Origin of the sequence: Flavobacterium sp., from assembly GCF_050696275.1 — a bacterium.
In the GTDB taxonomy this organism is placed as follows: domain Bacteria; phylum Bacteroidota; class Bacteroidia; order Flavobacteriales; family Flavobacteriaceae; genus Flavobacterium.
On sequence record NZ_JBOGUT010000018.1, the window covers coordinates 1 to 18,727 of the forward strand.

Sequence of the window (18,727 nt, forward strand, 5' to 3'; positions counted from 1 at the left end):
GTAAGGTATTATGGCTTTGTCGAATAATTCTATTTGATCCTTTCGAATCATTTCTTTGTATAAAAGAATTAGCCCAGATTTGTCGAAAGATTGAATTGTTTCCTTCTCTTGAATTTTGTCGGTAATATCGGTAAACCCAATTTTTTGTATATCCAAAATATTCCAATTATCAATGAGTTTAGTCCAGATGGATATAAGGTCTTGTTTTGGTACATTTTCATAAAAACGACCAACAATATTGTAAATGGATGTTAGGGTAGGTTCAACAGCTTCATTAATGACTGACTCATTAAGAAAAACTGCTTTTTGTGCCGATATCCTTGAAGTTTGAGTTTCTACAAACGGAAGTGTCTTAAACTTATCAGTCCACTTGTTTTTTAGTTCTATAAAGTACTTGTTCAGTTCAGTATCATCAGTACTAACTGAAAAGTTGATTTCGGCTAACAAATGCGGCTTTTTAATTTTTGAAAGATTGTTTTCCAAGAATGAAAAAATCAAATCAGATGCCTCTTGCATTAGTTTTTGATTGACTATTTCTTCAGTCTTGTTTTTTTCATTTTCTGAATTCAGATGTAATCCGTCTCGTGGTTCGGTAGGCTGAAAGTTTTTAGAGTGAATGACAAAGTTGAATCCGAAATGCTCTGTCCCGATAAGTGGATAAAAAAGAAAAAGTCTCGGTAAATTTGGTGGTAATACTTCAGCTTTTCCAATAAACCCTTCAACAGATATGTTATTCTCAATGGGAAGTATAATGATTAATCTATCCGTTTTGAGATAGCTGATTTTTTTGATTACGTCATTTACCTGTATTTCTCGTGTATGAAAATGCTCATTGTTTACTTCTACTTCATTTTTTATGTAAGTAGTTGTATTGCCAAGATTATCAATAACAGTGACCTTCTTCAATCTGTCATTGAAAATCATTACATAAGGTAGAATTGTTTTGAGTGACTCAGTGGCATCAAATGCTCTTTTCTTATTTAAGTCGTTGTTGTAACCAAATTTAAAGACTGTTTTGGGTAACTCTTCAAAGGTGAGTGGTTCATTCAACAATTCTGTAACCTTCTTACGGAGATTACTTATTTTATCGCATAGTTTCTCCCAATCTTGAGTACTGCGGTCAATTACAAGGTCGGTGAAATTTATATGTCCTTGTGCAGAATTATTTGATTCTTCCCCTTCAAATTCATCTTGAATAGCACCACTTACTTTTACCACATCACCAAAAGAATGTGAAGTCATAAAACCAGTACCATATTGACCAATAGGGTCAGCTTCTTCTCTTTCTAATTTCTTTTCTGTAAGGGTTTTTGAACTAACCTGTGTAAACAAACAATCTAAGGTATGCATGGTAAATGGCACACCATTATGTGAAAAGATGAGTTCGGTATCTGTAAGATTGAGATTAATCTCACATGAAGGACTCAAATCCACCGCATTTTGAAACAGCTCCCAAATGGCTCTTTTGGCATGGTTAGGCCCAATTTTCTTGATACCCTGAATAATTTTATCAGCGTGTTGCTTTAGATCATTACGCTGGGTTTTGTATAAATATAAATTGGCTCTTGATGTTTGTGTCTCCATAAAAAATTACTCAGTTGGCAAAAGTCATGCTGTTAAATATTTGTATTTTTTCGGTAGCAATTGTTTTGGTCGTATTTTCATTATCGTTGTCTTTTTACACTGACCAGTAACGGTTTGCAAATGTGCTGTTAGCAGCTGCCTTGTCTTTTTGTGTGTATTTATAGTTATCTTACTCGGTTTCTTTTTGTGATTATTATATCTCCCCATTCGTCTGTTCGTACCAACTTGTTAGAAATCCCTTTGTATTCGTATTTAATATTTCTTTTTAGGGTCTGTCCGATAGAAGCTAAACAAATGTTAGCGTTAATAGAAGTCAAACTTCTATGCCAATGAGTTCCGTGGTGTGCTGCAATAAGAATATCATATACAGTATTGTGATTGTTCACTAAGTCAGTAACTACTGAATTTATTTCACTACTTTCAAGGTCGCCTAAAAAAAGAAGATTGTCATCTTGTCTAAAAGCTATGCTTAGTCTATTAGATGCTTTACGTAATGATTTATTTGCTTTTTGAACAATTTCAGAAAGATTACCTTCAAATTCTGTTAAACGATTTATGTCGCTCGTATTTTCTGCTTCTATATTGTTTATGTTTTCAACTTCTGCATATCTAAGACTGATGTTTTGGTAAATTTCACTCAGTTGTCTATCACTTTCTTTTGCTTCTTCGAAGTCTTTAATTGCGTTTCTAATGTCTGTTAATGCGTCTTCTTCTATAAGTTCTTTTGGTGGCCACAAGATTTCATATTTACGCCTGCCACAAACGACAATGTCTCCCTTAGAAACCGCTCTAAAATTTAAGGGTCTTCTATTTAGTCTTCTAACGTAATCAAAAATTGTGTTTTGTATAGGGTGATTATTTGAAATTCTAATGTTCATTGTTAAAAGACTCATAAAAAATTCTTTTGCTTCCGCAAAAGTTGGCATTGCAGGATGATAAAAATTTTCCAAGTTCCAATGACAAAAAGGATGATGATGACAATTCAAAATACCGTTATAATGGTCAGCATGGAAATGAGATAGTAAAAAACTGTTGTCAAAATAACAATAGGAATGAACGTTTTCGTCACCTCCAAAATCAACTGTTAAGTCGTGATGACTTTTATTATTGATGATAAGATTTAGCCCATCACCAACGTTTCTTAAAAGTAATTTTCTCATTTTTTATGTTGCTTCTTTTGTAAATGGTTAGTAGTCGTCAAAGATTGCTGCTAAAGTCCCGCCACCTTTAAGAAGTTGGGAATTTTATTTTAAAACGATTCAAAGTTTCATCTTTTTCATCTTTATCGAGACTGACTCTTTTTTCCCAAAAACTATTTGCTTCTATTGTAATTCCATATTCATCTTCATCAGAATTCGTTGAAAAAATATTATTTAAATCACAATCATTTTTATGATCAATTATGAAATCGTGTAAAATAGAGGCAATACCTTGACGTTTTGGATTAGAGTTAAAGGTTTGTTGAAAATAATCCCCAGTTTGATATTTAAGTTTGTAAGCAAAATCTGGATCATCATTTTCATCTTCATCAAATATCCATAAGGGTCTTAGAATTAATTCTCCTCTTATGTTTTCTCCTGTTTTAGATATTTTTATTTTAATTTCTTGATCTAGATTCAAGTCATTACTATCTGGCAATCCCCTGAATATATGGACTGTATATCCTTTATAATCAATTGTTTTGTCGATTCTTTTCATGGTGTTCTTTTTAAGGTTACTGCTGACTTGGTTATCTGAATTATAAAACTAAATAAAATTATCGGTAATGAGTTAGATATGTATGGCTTTAATTTACAAAAGCCTAAACATCTAAGCCTAACTATTGCAATACTTGAAAACCTTGCAACTGGATGATGAATCTGGTGTTAGGTTTTTTCCTTAAAAAAAAAGCTCAAAACGTCAGGTTAAAAGTTAAATTCTGAATAGATTTATAAAAAATAAATGAGTTCAGAGATTTACACAATCGGCTACGGGAACAGAAGCATTCAGGTTTTTATCCAATTACTTCAAAAATACGAGATTCAGATTTTAATAGATGTTCGTACTAATCCATTTTCACGTTTTAACCCAGACTTCAGAAGCAAGAAGTTAGAATTACATTTAATCAACCACAATATCCGGTATTTGTTTTTAGGTTATGAGCTTGGAGGCAAACCATCAGATTTGGATTGCTATACTAACTATGAAGTTGATTATCAAAAAATCCAATCTAAAGTATTTTTTACAATCGGTATAGAAGAAGTGATAAATATTAATCATGAGGGGCTTAAAACAGCTCTGATGTGCTCAGAACAATCTCCACTGTATTGTCACAGAAAAGCTTTGATTGGTGATTACCTTCAAGCAAATGGTTTTGACGTTAGACACATTGACAAAGACGGTACTATTTTGAATGAGCTTTTCTAATAGTTAAGTTTTACAAACATCCCTTTAAAAAAAGTAACTAATGGAAAAATATATAGCATATTACCGTGTTAGTACGCAAAAGCAAGGTAATTCAGGGTTAGGTATTGAAGCTCAAAAATCAGCGGTAAGTAACTTTCTCAATTCAGATGATGAATTGATTGATGAACTTACAGATATTGAATCTGGGAAGAAAAATAATCGTCCTAACTTACTCAAAGCAATTGAGCTTTGTAAACGTCACGAAGCAATTTTGTTAATTGCCAAGCTAGATCGATTAAGTAGAAATGCTACTTTTATTTTTACTTTGAAAGATAGTCAGGTGAAGTTTAAATGCACAGATATGCCAGACGCTAATTCAGTAACTATCGGAATTATGGCTGTATTGGCTCAAGAAGAACGAGAACGGACAAGTCAGAGGACTAAAGATGCTCTAGCGGAGCTAAAACGACAAGGGAAAAAATTAGGCACTCCACAAAATTTGAATTTGGCTGCAAGAGAGAAAGGTCTTCAAAAAAGACAGTTGAATGCTTTGGAAAATGAAAACAATACTAAGGCTACTGCATTAATTATGGCACTTCATAGTCAAGGAAAAACTTTCTATAAAATCACGCAAGAGCTCAATGCATCTGGTTTTAAAACGAGGAGGAATAAGGAATTTCAACAAAAGCAGGTTATGGTTTTGTTTGAACGTTTTAAAATTCATCAGAGAAGAATTTCTCCAAACTAATTGAATAATATTCACACAAGGCGTTTAATGTAGAAATAGAGATATTAAACTTACCAGTTTCTATTCTGGCAATATGAATGTTAGTGTCATTGTACACTTCTTCTTGAGACAAGCCTTTTTCGCTTCTCAGATTTTTCAATCTTTTAGCTACAGTGGATAATAGTTCTGTATTTTTTATTTGCTGACTCATGTGTCAGCAAAAGTTTGAAAATATATTGATGTTTGTAATGACAAATTTGTCATTATGCGTAGATTTACATATTCAATACAAAACTATTTTATCATGAAAAAAATTAAATTGGCTTTAGCAATTATAGTAATTATTGCAGGATTAGGTACAATAATGAATAGATCGCTTTTTGGAGGCTTGTTAATGTTAATGTTGGGAGTTATTATTTTACCTATCGTCTCTAGCGAACTTTCTGCAAGATTTGAATTTTGGAATAAAAAGCCATTTAGATATACATTCTATATTTTGTTGTTTTTGTTCTCGGCAGGTATTGCCAACAAGAAAGGTTTGTCGAAAAGCAAGAAAGACAAACTTGTTGTAACTGACTCTGTGGTCAAAGAGAATGTGGAAATAAAATCAGAGACGGAGTTTGAATATAAGATTTGTGATTACGGCGGAGATGATTTTTACATTATACCAGATATGATTGCAGCTGACATATACCCTAATTTCGAAAATAAAGGGTTTAAAATTGACAAACAAATAAAATCAGACCACACATCTATATACTGTGGATTAAGCTTGCCTAATGGAAAATTTAGCGTAGTTATAACTGGATGCTCTCCAGAAGAAATTATTGAAATAGAAGCTACTGCAATCGATAATTCTGGGAACAATCAAAAAGAGGTAGAGGCGTTCTTAGAATATGTTGCCGCATCACAATATAAAAATTCAGAACCAGAGAAAGCCAGAGAATGGATTAAGAATAATTTTGATACAGATGGAGCTAGTGCTGTAATCGGCGGAGTAACATTTAGCATAAATTTCAAGTCCATTCATTCCAAGTTTTTAAGAATGGAAATTAAGAAGCTGCCGAAGAGTCATTAATGTTTTTTCAACATATATTAACAGTCCTTTTAAGGGCTGTTTTTTATTCAGATTATCAATACTATTCAGATGCTCTCTTTTTGTTGTCTGTTTAGTTGATATTGGCTAAAAAATGTTTAAAAAGGAAAGTTAAATCAAATTATGGAAATAAATATCTTTTTTTGGAAATAAATATCTTGTTATTGGAAATAATATTATATATTTGTATAACAAAATAACAAACCCCAAAAAAATGATTAAGTATTTCAACATAATACAAGCTTTATCAAGATCAGCTCTAATAACTCCCAATGAGGCGATTATACATCAAATCGAGAGGTTAAAGGAAAGTTTGGAGAAAGATGGCTATAGTAAAGAGGCGAAATCTCTTGAAGGCTTATTGTCTTCTTCAAAAGGTAGCTTAGAGATGTCTCCAAGTAAAATTCAACAGTCATTTGTTATGGCTGGTGGTGAGAAATTAACTGTCAAAACAGCCATTCCTGTTGATAAAGAAACATCTACCCCACTTGCGGAAATTTTCTTCCCAGAAAACTTACCTCTTGAAATGCCTTTATTTGACGAAAATATTCAAATAGCAATACAGTCGATTGTGAATGAATGGATGGAGTTTGATAAGTTGCTGGAAATAAATGCAATACCTGCAAGTTCATGTTTGATTTATGGTGTTCCGGGAAGTGGTAAAACGCATCTTGCAAAATGGATAGCGAAACAGATAGGCATGCCTGTGGTTTTGGCTCGTTTAGAAGGGTTAATGTCTTCTTATTTGGGTACAACATCGCGTAATATTGGAAGCTTATTTGCATTTGCTAATAAATATAAATGTATTTTATTACTTGATGAATTTGATGCAATTGCTAAGCTGCGAAATGACCCTCAGGAGGTTGGAGAGGTGAAAAGAGTAGTAAATACTTTATTGCAAAGTTTAGATTCTCGTCATGAAAGAGGTTTCACTATTGGCGTAACTAATCACGAGAGTTTGTTGGATCCTGCAATTTGGAGAAGATTTGATATTCAAATCGAAATACCTAAGCCTTCTGCTGAAGTGATGGTTCATTTGTTAAAAAAATTCATAACCCCTTTAGAATTTGAAGATAGTGAAATAAAATTTCTTGCATGGTGTCTTGAAGGTTCTTCTGGAGCCGATGCTGAAATGTTGTCAAAATGGCTAAAAAGAACATTTGTTTTAGAAAAAGAGAGCAGTATTATTTCAGTAATGAAGCAATTTGCGCTACTTAACTCAGGAAGGGTGAATTTAGTAAAAAGAAATATAATGCTGCATAACGATGAAGATTTTATCGCAATGTTGCTAAATGATAAGACATATGCTTTTAAACAGAAAGATATAGCATCCTTGTTTAGAATTACACCTTCGTCGCTTAGCAAACAATTAGCAAAATTTAAAGACTCAGAAAAAATATAAAATATGGCAAATAGTCCCGTTCAAATTGTTTTAAATACCAATGACTTTATTCAAGCATTGGAAAATCAGCGTGGTGGTGGTTCAAAGGATTTCTTTGCAGGCAATGACTTGGAATTTATAGGTCATCGTGATAATTTGCAAAAACAACTAAACGAGATTAAGAGCCTTCAATTGGTGAGTAGTTATTCTAAGATTTCTTATGCTAAGGTAATTTTAAAGCAAACTGCCTTAGCAAAAAGCCATCGCCCAACATCTCAAGTTTTTAAAAGTGAAATTGCTCGAATTGTTGGAGCAGGTGATTTAGGAGAACTATTTGTAGAATTAACTCCTGAAAGTGTTACGAAGATTGGTAATGCTGTTAGCAAGGTTGAAACAGAAACAAGATATAAACAAAATAAAATTACTGGAAAAGATGAACCTAATCCTTCAAGATTGCGAAGTGAAATCGGTGCAATTGAAGATATAAAGCCATATACTGCAAGTGATAAAAGAAAATTCTCCATAAATGAAGGTATTGAATGGTTATCTAAACCACAAAGTGGAGGCTCTTATTTGGTAGAGTTGTTTTCTGATCCACCTCAAAGGCAAGACTGGGATTTATTGAGCTCTGATAAGCTTGAACTTTTTAAAAGTTTTTTTGACGGATTAAAAAATATTAGTAATGGTTTAATTGTTTCAAGAGTTATTGCTGGTAAAGGAGCTGCAGTAATTTTTGGAATTAAATTAGAAAAAGCTGTCTCAGCTCCTTCAATACAATTTTTACCATCACCATCATCAACGAATAAAATTGGTGAAAAAAAGGAAATAGATTTCGATGTTGAAAAACACAGTTTGCTAATGGATTTTTTAGGTGGACATCCGCTTGTTAAAAAAATTGCTTTGCCCCCAATTATTACTCAAAGCGAATCTGGGAGTAAAATTAGTAGAGGAAGTAGTTATGGTATTCCTCCACTTGTTGAAGGAGTGTCATATCCAAAAATATGTGTAGTTGATGGTGGGGTTTCTGATGTTTACGGTGATTGGTTAGAAGACAGGTGGAATCTTATTAGTTCATCAGACAAAGATGAGAATCACGGAACTTTTATAGCTGGTTTAACAATAATGGGACAATCGCTTAATGGAAATGCAATTTGTAAGGAAGTGGATGGGTGCAAAATAATAGATTTGGATATTTTACCCATTGCAAGTAGATATGACACTTATTTCCCTAAGCCATTTCAATTTTTTTCTGAGTTAGAAGCTGCGGTTCAGGATCTTAAATCAAGAACAGGTGTAAGGATATTTAACTTTAGTATGAATGTTGATGAGCATGCATCAACTTCTGGGTATAGTTTATTTGCTCAACTATTGGATAAAATTGCTGAAGAAAATGATGTTATTTTTGTTATTTCAGCTGGAAACACTGGGCCAGTTGATATGAGAAAGGAATGGCCAGAAGATGTCTTTGAAGCTCTAAAAATTTTAGCCTCGTCGAGAAACGATGCAATTAAAAAACCTGCTGAAAGTTGTAGAAATGTTAGTGTTTCAGCGCTTAATCCACCTCATATGGATGGTGTTGTTCCTTATGCTTTAAGTAATTATAGTTGTAGAGGTCCTGGTCTAAGAGTTGGACTTAAACCAGACTTTGCTCATATTGGGGGTTCTGGAACGCGTCATCCTGAACATGGGCATGGATTATTATCTTTAGACACAACAGGTAAAGTGGTGGATGGTTGTGGTACAAGTTATGCTGCTCCAAATGTAGCCAAAACTTTGGCAAGTCTTGACCATTCAATTGAAGGTGATGTTTCACGAGAAACCCTTATTGGACTAAGTGTTCATAATGCTGTATTGCCAGAAGCACTTAATGATAAAAACCTGAGAACTGTAACAAAGCATTTGGTTGGTTTTGGAATACCAAAAGGATCAGATGAAATTTTGGAAGGAGATCCTTCGAGTATTACTCTGGTCTTTGCTAACAGAGTGATTAATAAACATAAAATGAGTTTTAAATTTTCTTGGCCTTCTAGTTTGATGAAAGATGGTAAATGTTTTGGTTATGCTAAACTCACTATAGTGAGTACTCCAAGGTTTGACTACAAATACGGTGCTGAGTTTGTTAGGATAAATATAGACGCTCATTTACGTCAGCTGCAAAATGATGGGCATTATTTAGGGCGTTTAAAAGCTGTATATACGCCTGAGGAAGGAGATAGTCACTTTGAAAAAGATCAGATTGAACATTCTTTTAAATGGAGTCCTGTAAAAGTATATGAAAAAACTTTCCGAGGAGTTGGTCCAACTACAGATTGGAGTTTAGATGTAGAATATCTTGCAAGAGATGGTGTAACCATACCTGTTGAAGGCGTTCCGTTTACGGCAATATTGACTATTTCTGACCCGAATGGAGAAAAACCAGTTTTCACTGATATGAGGCAGATGCTTCAGTCTTTAGGGGTTCAGGCAGTGGATATTAAAACGGCAGCGCGTATTGTTCCAAGAGTTTAATACAATCAATATATGAAAATATTAAAATTAATGTAAGAGTAATAACTAAATGATATAGCTGATAAAAAAAAATAAAATAAAAAACCCAATTTACTGTTGCAACCAGTGAATTGGGCTGTATTTAAAGGATTAAAGTTTTTGCGGACTTACAAACAAGAGGCTTATCACCTTTTGCTATCCCTTTTTTCTAAATTGTATTACAAAGGTAGTAGTTTCTATGACCTGTGCAAGTGTAATACGAAAAACATTGTTGCACAGGTGACTTGTATATGCCTACATGGTATCTGATTTAATCTATTGGCATGTCTGTTAAAAAAAAGAAAAAATGACAGAAGAAATTAAAAATCCATCATGCGGAGATGGAAAGCCATCGTTAGAATTAGTAATCAACGGTAAAAAATATGACTGGAAAGAGCAATACATTTCTGGAGCAGAAGTAAAAAAACTTGGAGACATTCCTAAAGATGACAAGTTGTTTCTTGATATAGAGAGACCTTGGGAGGATGAAGTTATTTTCGATGAAACAGAAGTAGATCTAGCTCGTGGAGGAATTGAACAGTTCTTTTCTCACAAACATGAAGTTCCTAGACTGGTAGAAATTCACATCAACGATAAACCTTATCTCATTTCTCGAGGTAAACACTCTGTTGTGGAAATTAAAAACCTAGGAGGAGTTCCAACAGCTCATGAGCTTGAGGAATTAATTAATGGTAAGTTAACGCCGTTAGCGGATAATTCTTCGGTCTTGATTAAGGGTTGTGAAAAGTTTTTTAGCCACGTTAAGGATGGTTCTTCATCTTAATATTGAATAATGAATTTTTCTGAAGATCAGATTAAAGAATTGAAAAGCATAGCCCCAGACCTGAGCATGGCTCAGGAAGGGGGTTATACTTATGTCAGAATTGACAACTTGCAGCTTCCTGATTACTGCAAACCAAATGTTGTTAATGCGTTATTGTGTCCATCACATAAAGATGGTTATGAATCGAGCCTTTTTTATTCTGCAATGGTTACTGGGTGTCCTACTCGTAATTGGAACAGAAATGGAGTTAGAATTCTTGGAGAAAACTGGTATGCAATTTCGTGGAAAGTTAATTCGGGATTGCGATTAGCAGAAATGTTGCAAATTCATTTAAGCGCCTTAAGATGAAAAGTAAAAAAACAAATATAAAATTTAGGATTCCAGAGCATTTGCATGGAAAAATGCTTTTAGATTTAGAGCGTTCACATCCTTTTGCTTTCGAGCGAGTAGGTTTTTTGTTTGCAAAGACTGTTAATTTATCTTCAGGAGTTACTTTGATAATTGCAACGGATTATCAACCAGTTAATGATGAGGATTATATCGAAGATTATAGTGTTGGAGCAAAAATTAATTCGACAGCGATAAGGAAATCAATGCAGGCTACTTTTGATCAAAGTTGTGGATGCTTCCACGTACATCTACATAATCATTCAGGTAAACCCTATCCAAGTTCTACAGATGAAAAAAGTTTGCCAGCAGTAGTGAAAAGCTTTGAAAATATAGCTCCTAAGCATGCAAATGGCTTTTTAATTTTGAGTAAGAATGCTTTTTATTCAAGTATAAAGATTGAGGCTTCGGATAATTTATTAGAGGCTGATTTAATAAGTGTTGTGGGTAAACCTTTCATATTACAATATTCAAATAAGAGCACAGGAAAAGATTTAATGTTTGACAGGCAATCTTTTTTAGGTGCAAACTCACAGTTTTTATTTGAAAACATTAGAGTAGGAATAATTGGATATGGTGGTGGAGGCTCACATATTGGTCAACAGCTAGCTCACATTGGGGTTAAAAATATAACCATTTTTGATGATGATAAAATTGAAATTACAAATCTAAATCGATTGGTAGGAGGTGTTTATACAGATGTTAAAAAAGCAATTTTAAAAACAAGTATTGCTAAACGTGTCATCACAAAAATTTTCCCTAAATCAAATTTAACATTAGTTGAGAATAAGTGGCAGCGAGCTGTGGAAGAGTTACAAAACTGCGATATTGTTTTTGGGTGTGTAGATTCTTATACGGAAAGGCAACAATTAGAGTCGGAATGCAGGCGGTTTTTAATACCGTTGATTGATATTGGTATGGATGTTTATAATTCCGGCGGCTATTTTATGAGTGGTCAGATTATTTTATCCATGCCGGGGTCGTCATGTATGAGTTGTTATGGGTTTTTGACTGAAGAAAAACTAGCAAAGGAGGCTGCAAAGTATGGCAATACAGGAGGAAGGCCACAAGTGGTTTGGCCAAATGGTGTTTTAGCTTCGTCTGCCGTTGGAGTTTTTGTTGATTTAGTGACGGGTTGGACTAAAAGTAAAGAAGGTGTTTATCTGTCATATGATGGCAATGGAGGTAAAGTAACGGATCATGTACGTAAACAGTTTACTGCAGATAAATGCGAACACTTTCTGATTAAAAATGCGGGAAAACCGCTATATGTTAAAATATAAAATAGGTATTAATTTAAACTTTTGTAAAATGGCAAATTATCATGTTACGCAGAAAAAAGGACAAGAGGGATGGAATGTGAAAAAAGAAAACGGTGATAGAGCTTCTGCAATTGTCAGCACTCAAAAAGAGGCTGAAAAGTTAGCAAAGCAATATTCGGCAAATTCAGGTGGTGGGGAAGTTAGGATTCATAGACCTAACGCTGGACCGATTAGGGATAGTGATACTGTTAAACCAGGTAATGACCCAAAGTCGTCAAAAGACACAAAGTATTAATCATAATACAATAATTAAAGGATGCCTTCGGGCGTCTTTTTTTTGTAACATCATTTTTTATATTATCTTTACATTATAAAAAACAATGTTATGGGATTAGATATTGCGAAAATAAAGAAAGAACAGGAAAAGATAGATCAAAGGATAAAGGAAGAAATCTATCAAGATCTTTCGGAAAACCTACTAAATTTTTTATTAGACAAAGATCTTAAAGAAAATTTCCACGAAGAGAAATCAAGAAAGCGTACAGAACAATCCAAGCGTGTTATAAGTTATTGGGTCAAAAAAGGTGTTATCAAAGCGGAGCAAAATACCGAAGGAGGCTGGTTTTATTTTGATCGAATCGAATCAATTTGGATTGATATTGTAAGTGAGTTAAGAGATTTTGGTTTGGATTTAGATAAAATTGTTAGGGTTAGAGAAGAACTTTTTGATGAAAGTATTCAGAACTTCAAGCTGATTGAGTTTGCTCTAATCCATTCAATCCTTAAGGAGCCATACTTAATGATAATTTATAAAGACGGAACTACAAGTGTGACTACAACATCGGTTTATTCAGAAACAATTAAATCCAGCAATTTGCCACCTCATATAGTATTCAATTTTTTTTATTTAGCTAATCAGATATTTCCAAATAATAATTTTGAATTACTTGGAAATTTGGGACTTGACAATGAATTAAAAGCAAGTGAAATGAAAGTCTTATATTTTATTAGAACTGGCGACTTCCAAGAAATTAAAATCAGAATGAAAGATGGTGATATTTATTTAGTGGAAGGTAACAGGCAGCTTGGCAATAAAGAAAAGATAATTGATATAATCAACAATGCCTCATATCAAAATATTGAAATAAGAACAGAAAAAGGAAAGATTGTAAACATCAATTCTTCAGAAAAATTTAAAATTTAACGGATGGAAAACCTCCACCTTTTTGCGAATACTAATTTATTGAAAACCTCAGGAATTAGGATAATACTGCAAAAATGTTATCAATTGAAAAATGTAAAGTCAAGCTTGAAAGTAATGGTGCTGAATTTACAGAAAGTGAAATTAAATTAATTAGAGATTTTTTATATAAAATAGCAACGATAGAGTATGATAATTTCAAAACTGAATCGAAGAAAGACAGCAGCGATATACACAAGAGTGTCAACTGACGAGCAAAAAGATAATGGTTTTAGCTTACAAGATCAGCTTTCTAAACTTCAGGCTCATTGTGACAACAACAACATTGAAATTTTAATGCATTATCAGGATGATCACTCGGCAAAAGATTTTAACCGTCCAGAATTTAATGTCTTTTTAAAAGACGTTGAAACCCGAAAAATCAAGCCCGATATGTTTATTTGTGTTAGACCTGATAGATTCTCGAGAAGCTTGCCAAATACTATGAATATGCTAGCTAAGTTCAAATCACTTGGGATTGAATTTAGGACTTTAGAGAACCATACTGATTTAGATAGTCCAGAAAGTATGCTCCCGTTTCTTATTTACAATTTAATGCCTCAAATTGAGAATGAAAGGAGAGGTTTAAATACTAAGCAAGGAATGCGTCAGGCTCAACGTGAAGGAAGAACTATGGGTAGACCTCCATTGGGATATTTAAATGATAAAATCACTAAAACGATTGTATTTGATCCGATTAATGCTCCGTTAGTTAAGAAAGGGTTTGAGGAGCTTTCTAAGGGTGTTTATACAATCGAAGAAGTAAGAAAAAAATTGATTAAGGAAGGTTTGAAAAACTGTTGCAAACAAAGTTTCTTGAACCACGTTCGTAATTCATATTATTATGGTGTAATTACTTTATCGGAATGGAAGGATGAACCAGAAGAAGAGGTTTTGGGACAGCACGAACCATTAATATCGAAAGAACTATTTGATGAGGTTCAAGATGTAATTTTAGGAAGAAGAAAAAAAACTCCAGTAAAACTAACTCGGAAAGAAGAATTGCCGCTGAGAGGGCATTTATTTTGTAATAAATGTGGTGGAAAGTTAACGGGTAGTAGGTCAACAAGCAGGAATGGGTCTAGGCACTTTTACTATCATTGTCAAAATGGATGTAAAGAAAGGTTTAGAGCTGATATGGCGAATGATATATTTGAAAACTACTTAGATACTTTTAAGATAGATGAAAGTGTATTAGTCTTGTATAAATCAATCCTCGAAGATGTATTCAATCAGGACGAGCAAGCGAGATTTGAACGAGTTAAGCAATTAGAAGAAAAAATTAGACAGGCTGATTTAAAATTAACTTCTTTGCAAGATAAATATTTAGCTGATTCATTTGGTTTTGAGGAATACAACTCTATCAAGTTCAGAATACAAGATGAGCTAAAAAGTTTGAAGGATGAGAAGAATGAGTTGAGTATAGACAAATCAGCTTTTAAACAATACTTTGATTACGGGCTTTCGTTCTTATTTAACCTGAAGAAATATTATCAAAGCGCAAACCTAGAAATAAAGCAGAAGATTGTTGGTTCGATATTTACAGGGAATCTTATATTTTTTGAAAATACTTATCGAACCACACAAGTAAATGAATTACTGTCTCTTGTGACCTTAAATATCAACGAATTAGGTAAAACAAAAAATGGACAAACTACTATTTCTAGTTGTTTGCCCATTATGGCTCCCCCTCTTGGGCTCGAACCAAGGACCCTCTGATTAACAGTCAGATGCTCTAACCAACTGAGCTAAGGAGGAAACTGTATTATTTAGTTATAAAAAGAACTTTATTTTTTTGTGCTTCCTGTTATCAGGAAGGCGTTACACCTTTTTTGCGAGTGCAAATATAAGGGCTTTTTTGTATTGCACAAATTATTTTTGCATTTTTTTTAATTATTTTTTTGCAATAACATCCATAACCCATTCGTAAATATCCTTTCCGAAAGTTAAGGCCATCAAACTCAGTAAGATAATCATTCCGACGGTTTGAACTCTTTCTGCTGCTTTTACGCTTAAAGTTTTTCCTGTAATCATTTCAGCAATGGTGAAAATGGCATGACCACCATCAAGGCCCGGAATAGGAAGCAAATTCATAAACGCTAAACCTATTGAAAATATGGCTGTAAAACCCCATACAAACTCCCAATTCCATTCGGTAGGCAATTGTCTTGTGATACCAATTGGACTTTTTACTTGCTTGTATGCGCCTGTTTTTGGCTTTAACAATAATTTGAATTGTTTGATGTTGTAAATGAATTGTGTATAAGATTCTTCAACGGCAACAGGAATCGCCTGAAAGAAACTTAAATGATTTACGGTTTCAAATCTGTTTTTCAAATCTTCTTTTGTTAAAGGTTTTTTGAAAAACCCTAATTTACCTTCTTTGTCAGTAGCTGCCTTAATGACTAAAGGAGAATTATTTCTTATAATGCTTAATTTTATTGAATCGTTTTTGTGTTTGTTGATTTCGGAAGTTAATTCGTCAAAATAAACTGTTTTAACGCCGTTTAATGCTACAATTTGATCTCCTTTGAGTAATCCTGCCTGATTGGCTTTTGAGTCTTTAACAACGGAGTCAATTACGATATTGCTGATTCTTGGTTCAATGAAATTTCTTCCTTCTTTGCTAAGGATTTCTTTTTTATGCTCGTCGGTTAGGACCAGTGTTTCTTGCTTACCGTTTCTTTCCACAACAACTTTATCTCCTAAAAGGATGTCAATTACCATTCGGTTGAATTTTTCCTGGAATTTTCCATCTACAGAGATTATTTTATCTCCGTTTTTAAACCCAACAGATTGTCCTACTTCTCCAAAAGCCAAACCGTTTTTTTGTAATTCGTTTGTTGCAATGTATTTTTGACCGTAGTAGCTGTAAATCATTGTATACAGGAACCAAGCTAGTAATATGTTAACGGTGATTCCGCCTAACATAATAATAAGCCTTTGCCAAGCTGGTTTGGAGCGAAATTCCCATGGTTGTGCCGGTTGAGCCATTTGCTCACTATCCATGCTTTCGTCAATCATACCGGAAAGTTTTACATAACCACCAATAGGCAACCATCCAATTCCCCATTCCGTATCTTTTATTTTCTTTTTGAAAAGTGAAAAACCTGCATCCATAAACAAATAGAATTTTTCAACTCTGACCTTAAATAATTTAGCAGGAAGATAATGACCGAATTCGTGAAGAATGACAAGTATAGAAAGTATAAATAGGATTTGGCCAATTTGAATTAAAGTATCCATTTTTTGATTTTAGTAATTTGTATAAAGAGCAAAAGTAAGGTTTTCGCCTTACTTTTTACATCAGAAATATAATTTGACTATTTTTTTATAATTTTTTTATGAAAAGTACCATTTGAAGTTTTAAAAACAGCAACATACAAGCCGGAAGTTAATTGGGAAACATTGATTTCATGCTGGTTTGTTTCCAAAGATTTTTGTCCCAAAGTATTGTACAAACTTACTTTTTCCAAAGTAATGCTTTCTGGTAAATTGATGGTTAAAATATCAGAAACCGGGTTCGGATATAGTTGAATGGCTGCTCCAGAATCAAAATTTTCTGTACCCAATGTAGCAATGTTATTACGTGAAATAATGTCTTTATTTGGGTCAAATTCTACTCCTGTCACTGTAAAAGGAACATTAACAACAAAACTTTGTCCGTTTGAAGTATTGTTTAAAACCACGTCAAGCTGCTGTCCTGAACTTCCGGTTAACCTTACAGGTACAGGCATTTCAAAATAGGATACTGAAGGGTCAGATTGTGTCTGGTTAATCTGAACAGTTGCTTGACCCGGTGCCGAATTATGAGCATTGACAGTATATGTAGGGTATCCCTGATTGTAAACCCAATCATTGAAAAATTCCTGGAGACTGCTTCCGTAAACGGCCTCAAGATGTGCCTGGAATTGAGGAGTGACAGCATAAGCAAATGCTAAAGTCGAATCATTCAGATAATTTCGCAAGCCTTGAAAGAAATTGGTATCTCCTAATTTAAACCGAAGCATATTAGTTACCATAGCACCTTTGTTATAAGTAAGCCGATTGCTGAAAATCCTGCCTACATTTTCCGCTTCTACATCTGTCAGGTATAAAGCACCATCGACAGCAGAAGTTACATTGAGTGATTTTCCATCTTTCCAGCTGACAAAACCGGTTGGCCCATCGAATTCTTCCACCACAAGACCTGACATATATTCCGTTATGCCTTCGTTTAGCCAAATGTCTTTCCAAGAGCCGCAGGTTACTTTGTCCCCGAACCATTGGTGCGCCATTTCATGGGCAATTAACCCACGAGACCAGCTATTCATGAAAGATACGGTAGTATGTTCCATGCCGCCGCTTAGGTTGGCGCGAGCATGTCCGTATTTTTCATTTCGATAAGGATAAGGGCCGATTTTGGTTTCATAAAAATTGATAATATCCGGAGTTACGGCTAAACTGGTTTGTGTTGCAGCAGCTTCTTCAGGATAGAGGTAGTTTATGATTGGGAAAAAAGGACTTTGGACCGTTCCTAAACCACCTTGCTGGTTAAAAACCTGATAATTAGTGACGGCTATCGCTACTAAATAAGCAGGGATAGGATAACCATGATGGAAATGAGTTGTTTTATTTAGGCCCACAGTTACAGGTGCTTCAGGTTCAATTCCGTTAGCAACGCTTTTATATTGTGATGGTGCGGTGATGTAAACATCAACACCATTATCTATTTTGTCATTTAAATCCTGTTTGCAAGGCCACCAGTCCCGTGCGCCAAAAGGTTCTGAAAGTGTCCATAAAACCGCTGTACCGTTGTGCGTTGCAATTGAGAATGCTCCTTCAAGCTGGGATGGGGCTCCTCCGTATATTATTTCAACAGTTGCTGAATTTCCCGCTGTAAGCATCGCAGGTAATGTGATGACCAACTCGTGTGAACTATTGTGTACAAATGTCAGATTTGCGCCGTCTTTTTTAACTGATGTAATGATAAAAGCTCCTGTTGCTTTTTTATAAAAATCAAAAATGACAGTATTCATGTTTGACAGCGCCTTAAAGGTAGTTGTGACCTTACCTGTCATGTTCAGTGACGCAGGATTTACCGTAAATTCAAGTTTACTGTACGTTACGTCGTAATTTTGTGTGTTCGGATTTACGGCTAAATCCATCAATTTTGAGGCCGATTTCATTTCAGCTTCAACCATTTTGCCGTGTTCCGCATCAGAAGACTGGCAGAAACCGATTTGAATCGAAAGTAAAACAAGCAGATACGTAATTTTTCTCATGGGGTTTGAAAATTTTCCCAAAAATAACAATTTAGTTGTGGTGTTTTAACATTGAATTGTTAAAGTGTTAAAAATCTATAAAATTATAAGG

17 protein-coding genes and 1 tRNA gene are annotated in these 18,727 nt (G+C 34.1%); 11 read left to right on the top strand and 7 right to left on the bottom strand.

The genetic code is table 11. The features are described 5' to 3' along the window. The 3 genes from ACRDEC_RS10290 to ACRDEC_RS10300 form a co-directional block, all read right to left on the bottom strand. A partial coding sequence (locus tag ACRDEC_RS10290; RefSeq protein ID WP_431498252.1) for a sacsin N-terminal ATP-binding-like domain-containing protein occupies positions 1-1,584 on the bottom strand: 1,584 nt, incomplete at its 3' end. Between the two features lie 164 nt (positions 1,585-1,748). Beyond that, positions 1,749-2,744, bottom strand: a complete 996-nt coding sequence (locus tag ACRDEC_RS10295) for a hypothetical protein (protein WP_431498253.1) — start codon at positions 2,742-2,744, stop codon at positions 1,749-1,751. A gap of 67 nt (positions 2,745-2,811) precedes the next feature. Continuing rightward, a complete protein-coding gene (locus tag ACRDEC_RS10300; protein WP_431498254.1) occupies positions 2,812-3,282 on the bottom strand; it encodes a hypothetical protein in 471 nt (156 codons plus the stop codon). Between the two features lie 243 nt (positions 3,283-3,525). Between ACRDEC_RS10300 and ACRDEC_RS10305 the strand changes: the two genes are divergently transcribed. After that, entirely contained in the window at positions 3,526-3,990 is a 465-nt protein-coding gene (locus tag ACRDEC_RS10305) for a DUF488 family protein (RefSeq protein ID WP_431498255.1), read from the top strand. Between the two features lie 40 nt (positions 3,991-4,030). Continuing rightward, positions 4,031-4,717, top strand: a complete 687-nt coding sequence (locus ACRDEC_RS10310; RefSeq protein WP_431498256.1) for a recombinase family protein — start codon at positions 4,031-4,033, stop codon at positions 4,715-4,717. Here ACRDEC_RS10310 and ACRDEC_RS10315 read toward each other — a convergent pair. After that, the gene (locus ACRDEC_RS10315) at positions 4,683-4,907 is read right to left on the bottom strand and encodes a helix-turn-helix domain-containing protein (RefSeq protein WP_431498257.1); all 225 of its coding nucleotides are present in this window, start codon (positions 4,905-4,907) and stop codon (positions 4,683-4,685) included. The genes ACRDEC_RS10310 and ACRDEC_RS10315 overlap by 35 nt on opposite strands. A 93-nt stretch (positions 4,908-5,000) precedes the next feature. Here ACRDEC_RS10315 and ACRDEC_RS10320 point away from each other — a divergent pair, with 93 nt between their 5' ends. From ACRDEC_RS10320 to ACRDEC_RS10360, 9 genes are all read left to right on the top strand, one after another. Continuing rightward, positions 5,001-5,774, top strand: a complete 774-nt coding sequence (locus ACRDEC_RS10320) for a hypothetical protein (RefSeq protein WP_431498258.1) — start codon at positions 5,001-5,003, stop codon at positions 5,772-5,774. A 232-nt stretch (positions 5,775-6,006) separates the two neighbouring features. After that, complete coding sequence (locus ACRDEC_RS10325; protein ID WP_431498259.1) at positions 6,007-7,194, top strand: AAA family ATPase; 1,188 nt, start codon at positions 6,007-6,009, stop codon at positions 7,192-7,194. Positions 7,195-7,197: 3 nt separating this feature from the next. Further along, positions 7,198-9,681: a S8 family peptidase gene (locus tag ACRDEC_RS10330; protein WP_431498260.1), complete on the top strand. Its 2,484-nt coding sequence runs from the start codon at positions 7,198-7,200 to the stop codon at positions 9,679-9,681. A 325-nt stretch (positions 9,682-10,006) separates the two neighbouring features. Then, positions 10,007-10,483 carry a multiubiquitin domain-containing protein gene (locus ACRDEC_RS10335; protein ID WP_431498261.1) on the top strand — a complete coding sequence of 159 codons (477 nt, stop codon included), beginning with the start codon at positions 10,007-10,009 and terminating at the stop codon, positions 10,481-10,483. A gap of 9 nt (positions 10,484-10,492) precedes the next feature. Further along, positions 10,493-10,831, top strand: coding sequence for a hypothetical protein (locus ACRDEC_RS10340; RefSeq protein WP_431498262.1), 339 nt, complete (start codon positions 10,493-10,495; stop codon positions 10,829-10,831). Continuing rightward, positions 10,828-12,153 carry a HesA/MoeB/ThiF family protein gene (locus tag ACRDEC_RS10345; protein ID WP_431498263.1) on the top strand — a complete coding sequence of 442 codons (1,326 nt, stop codon included), beginning with the start codon at positions 10,828-10,830 and terminating at the stop codon, positions 12,151-12,153. The genes ACRDEC_RS10340 and ACRDEC_RS10345 overlap by 4 nt, the downstream gene beginning before the upstream one ends. Positions 12,154-12,181: 28 nt before the next feature. Then, positions 12,182-12,427 carry a DUF2188 domain-containing protein gene (locus ACRDEC_RS10350; RefSeq protein ID WP_431498264.1) on the top strand — a complete coding sequence of 82 codons (246 nt, stop codon included), beginning with the start codon at positions 12,182-12,184 and terminating at the stop codon, positions 12,425-12,427. 90 nt (positions 12,428-12,517) lie between these two features. Next, entirely contained in the window at positions 12,518-13,336 is an 819-nt protein-coding gene (locus ACRDEC_RS10355; protein ID WP_431498265.1) for a MerR family transcriptional regulator, read from the top strand. A 186-nt stretch (positions 13,337-13,522) separates the two neighbouring features. Further along, positions 13,523-15,091 carry a recombinase family protein gene (locus ACRDEC_RS10360; RefSeq protein WP_431498266.1) on the top strand — a complete coding sequence of 523 codons (1,569 nt, stop codon included), beginning with the start codon at positions 13,523-13,525 and terminating at the stop codon, positions 15,089-15,091. Here the strand turns inward: ACRDEC_RS10360 and ACRDEC_RS10365 are convergent. From ACRDEC_RS10365 to ACRDEC_RS10375, 3 genes are all read right to left on the bottom strand, one after another. After that, positions 15,054-15,130 (bottom strand) — tRNA-Asn (locus ACRDEC_RS10365). The genes ACRDEC_RS10360 and ACRDEC_RS10365 overlap by 38 nt on opposite strands. 135 nt (positions 15,131-15,265) lie before the next feature. Beyond that, positions 15,266-16,618, bottom strand: a complete 1,353-nt coding sequence (gene rseP, locus ACRDEC_RS10370) for an RIP metalloprotease RseP (protein WP_431498267.1) — start codon at positions 16,616-16,618, stop codon at positions 15,266-15,268. Between the two features lie 77 nt (positions 16,619-16,695). Then, on the bottom strand, positions 16,696-18,636 hold the full coding sequence (locus ACRDEC_RS10375) for a M1 family aminopeptidase (RefSeq protein WP_431498268.1): 1,941 nt from the start codon (positions 18,634-18,636) through the stop codon (positions 16,696-16,698). Between the last annotated feature and the right edge of the window lie 91 nt (positions 18,637-18,727).

Excerpts from the sequence above, each read along its gene's own strand:
- ACRDEC_RS10345 (WP_431498263.1), top strand. The coding sequence starts at position 10,828 with ATGAAAAGTAAAAAAACAAATATAAAATTTAGGATTCCAGAGCATTTG.
- ACRDEC_RS10375 (WP_431498268.1), bottom strand. The coding sequence starts at position 18,636 with ATGAGAAAAATTACGTATCTGCTTGTTTTACTTTCGATTCAAATCGGT.
- rseP (WP_431498267.1), bottom strand. The coding sequence starts at position 16,618 with ATGGATACTTTAATTCAAATTGGCCAAATCCTATTTATACTTTCTATA.
- ACRDEC_RS10305 (WP_431498255.1), top strand. The coding sequence starts at position 3,526 with ATGAGTTCAGAGATTTACACAATCGGCTACGGGAACAGAAGCATTCAG.
- ACRDEC_RS10295 (WP_431498253.1), bottom strand. The coding sequence starts at position 2,744 with ATGAGAAAATTACTTTTAAGAAACGTTGGTGATGGGCTAAATCTTATC.
- ACRDEC_RS10355 (WP_431498265.1), top strand. The coding sequence starts at position 12,518 with ATGGGATTAGATATTGCGAAAATAAAGAAAGAACAGGAAAAGATAGAT.
- ACRDEC_RS10360 (WP_431498266.1), top strand. The coding sequence starts at position 13,523 with ATGATAATTTCAAAACTGAATCGAAGAAAGACAGCAGCGATATACACA.
- ACRDEC_RS10325 (WP_431498259.1), top strand. The coding sequence starts at position 6,007 with ATGATTAAGTATTTCAACATAATACAAGCTTTATCAAGATCAGCTCTA.
- ACRDEC_RS10315 (WP_431498257.1), bottom strand. The coding sequence starts at position 4,907 with ATGAGTCAGCAAATAAAAAATACAGAACTATTATCCACTGTAGCTAAA.
- ACRDEC_RS10320 (WP_431498258.1), top strand. The coding sequence starts at position 5,001 with ATGAAAAAAATTAAATTGGCTTTAGCAATTATAGTAATTATTGCAGGA.
- ACRDEC_RS10330 (WP_431498260.1), top strand. The coding sequence starts at position 7,198 with ATGGCAAATAGTCCCGTTCAAATTGTTTTAAATACCAATGACTTTATT.
- ACRDEC_RS10340 (WP_431498262.1), top strand. The coding sequence starts at position 10,493 with ATGAATTTTTCTGAAGATCAGATTAAAGAATTGAAAAGCATAGCCCCA.
- ACRDEC_RS10300 (WP_431498254.1), bottom strand. The coding sequence starts at position 3,282 with ATGAAAAGAATCGACAAAACAATTGATTATAAAGGATATACAGTCCAT.
- ACRDEC_RS10310 (WP_431498256.1), top strand. The coding sequence starts at position 4,031 with ATGGAAAAATATATAGCATATTACCGTGTTAGTACGCAAAAGCAAGGT.
- ACRDEC_RS10350 (WP_431498264.1), top strand. The coding sequence starts at position 12,182 with ATGGCAAATTATCATGTTACGCAGAAAAAAGGACAAGAGGGATGGAAT.
- ACRDEC_RS10335 (WP_431498261.1), top strand. The coding sequence starts at position 10,007 with ATGACAGAAGAAATTAAAAATCCATCATGCGGAGATGGAAAGCCATCG.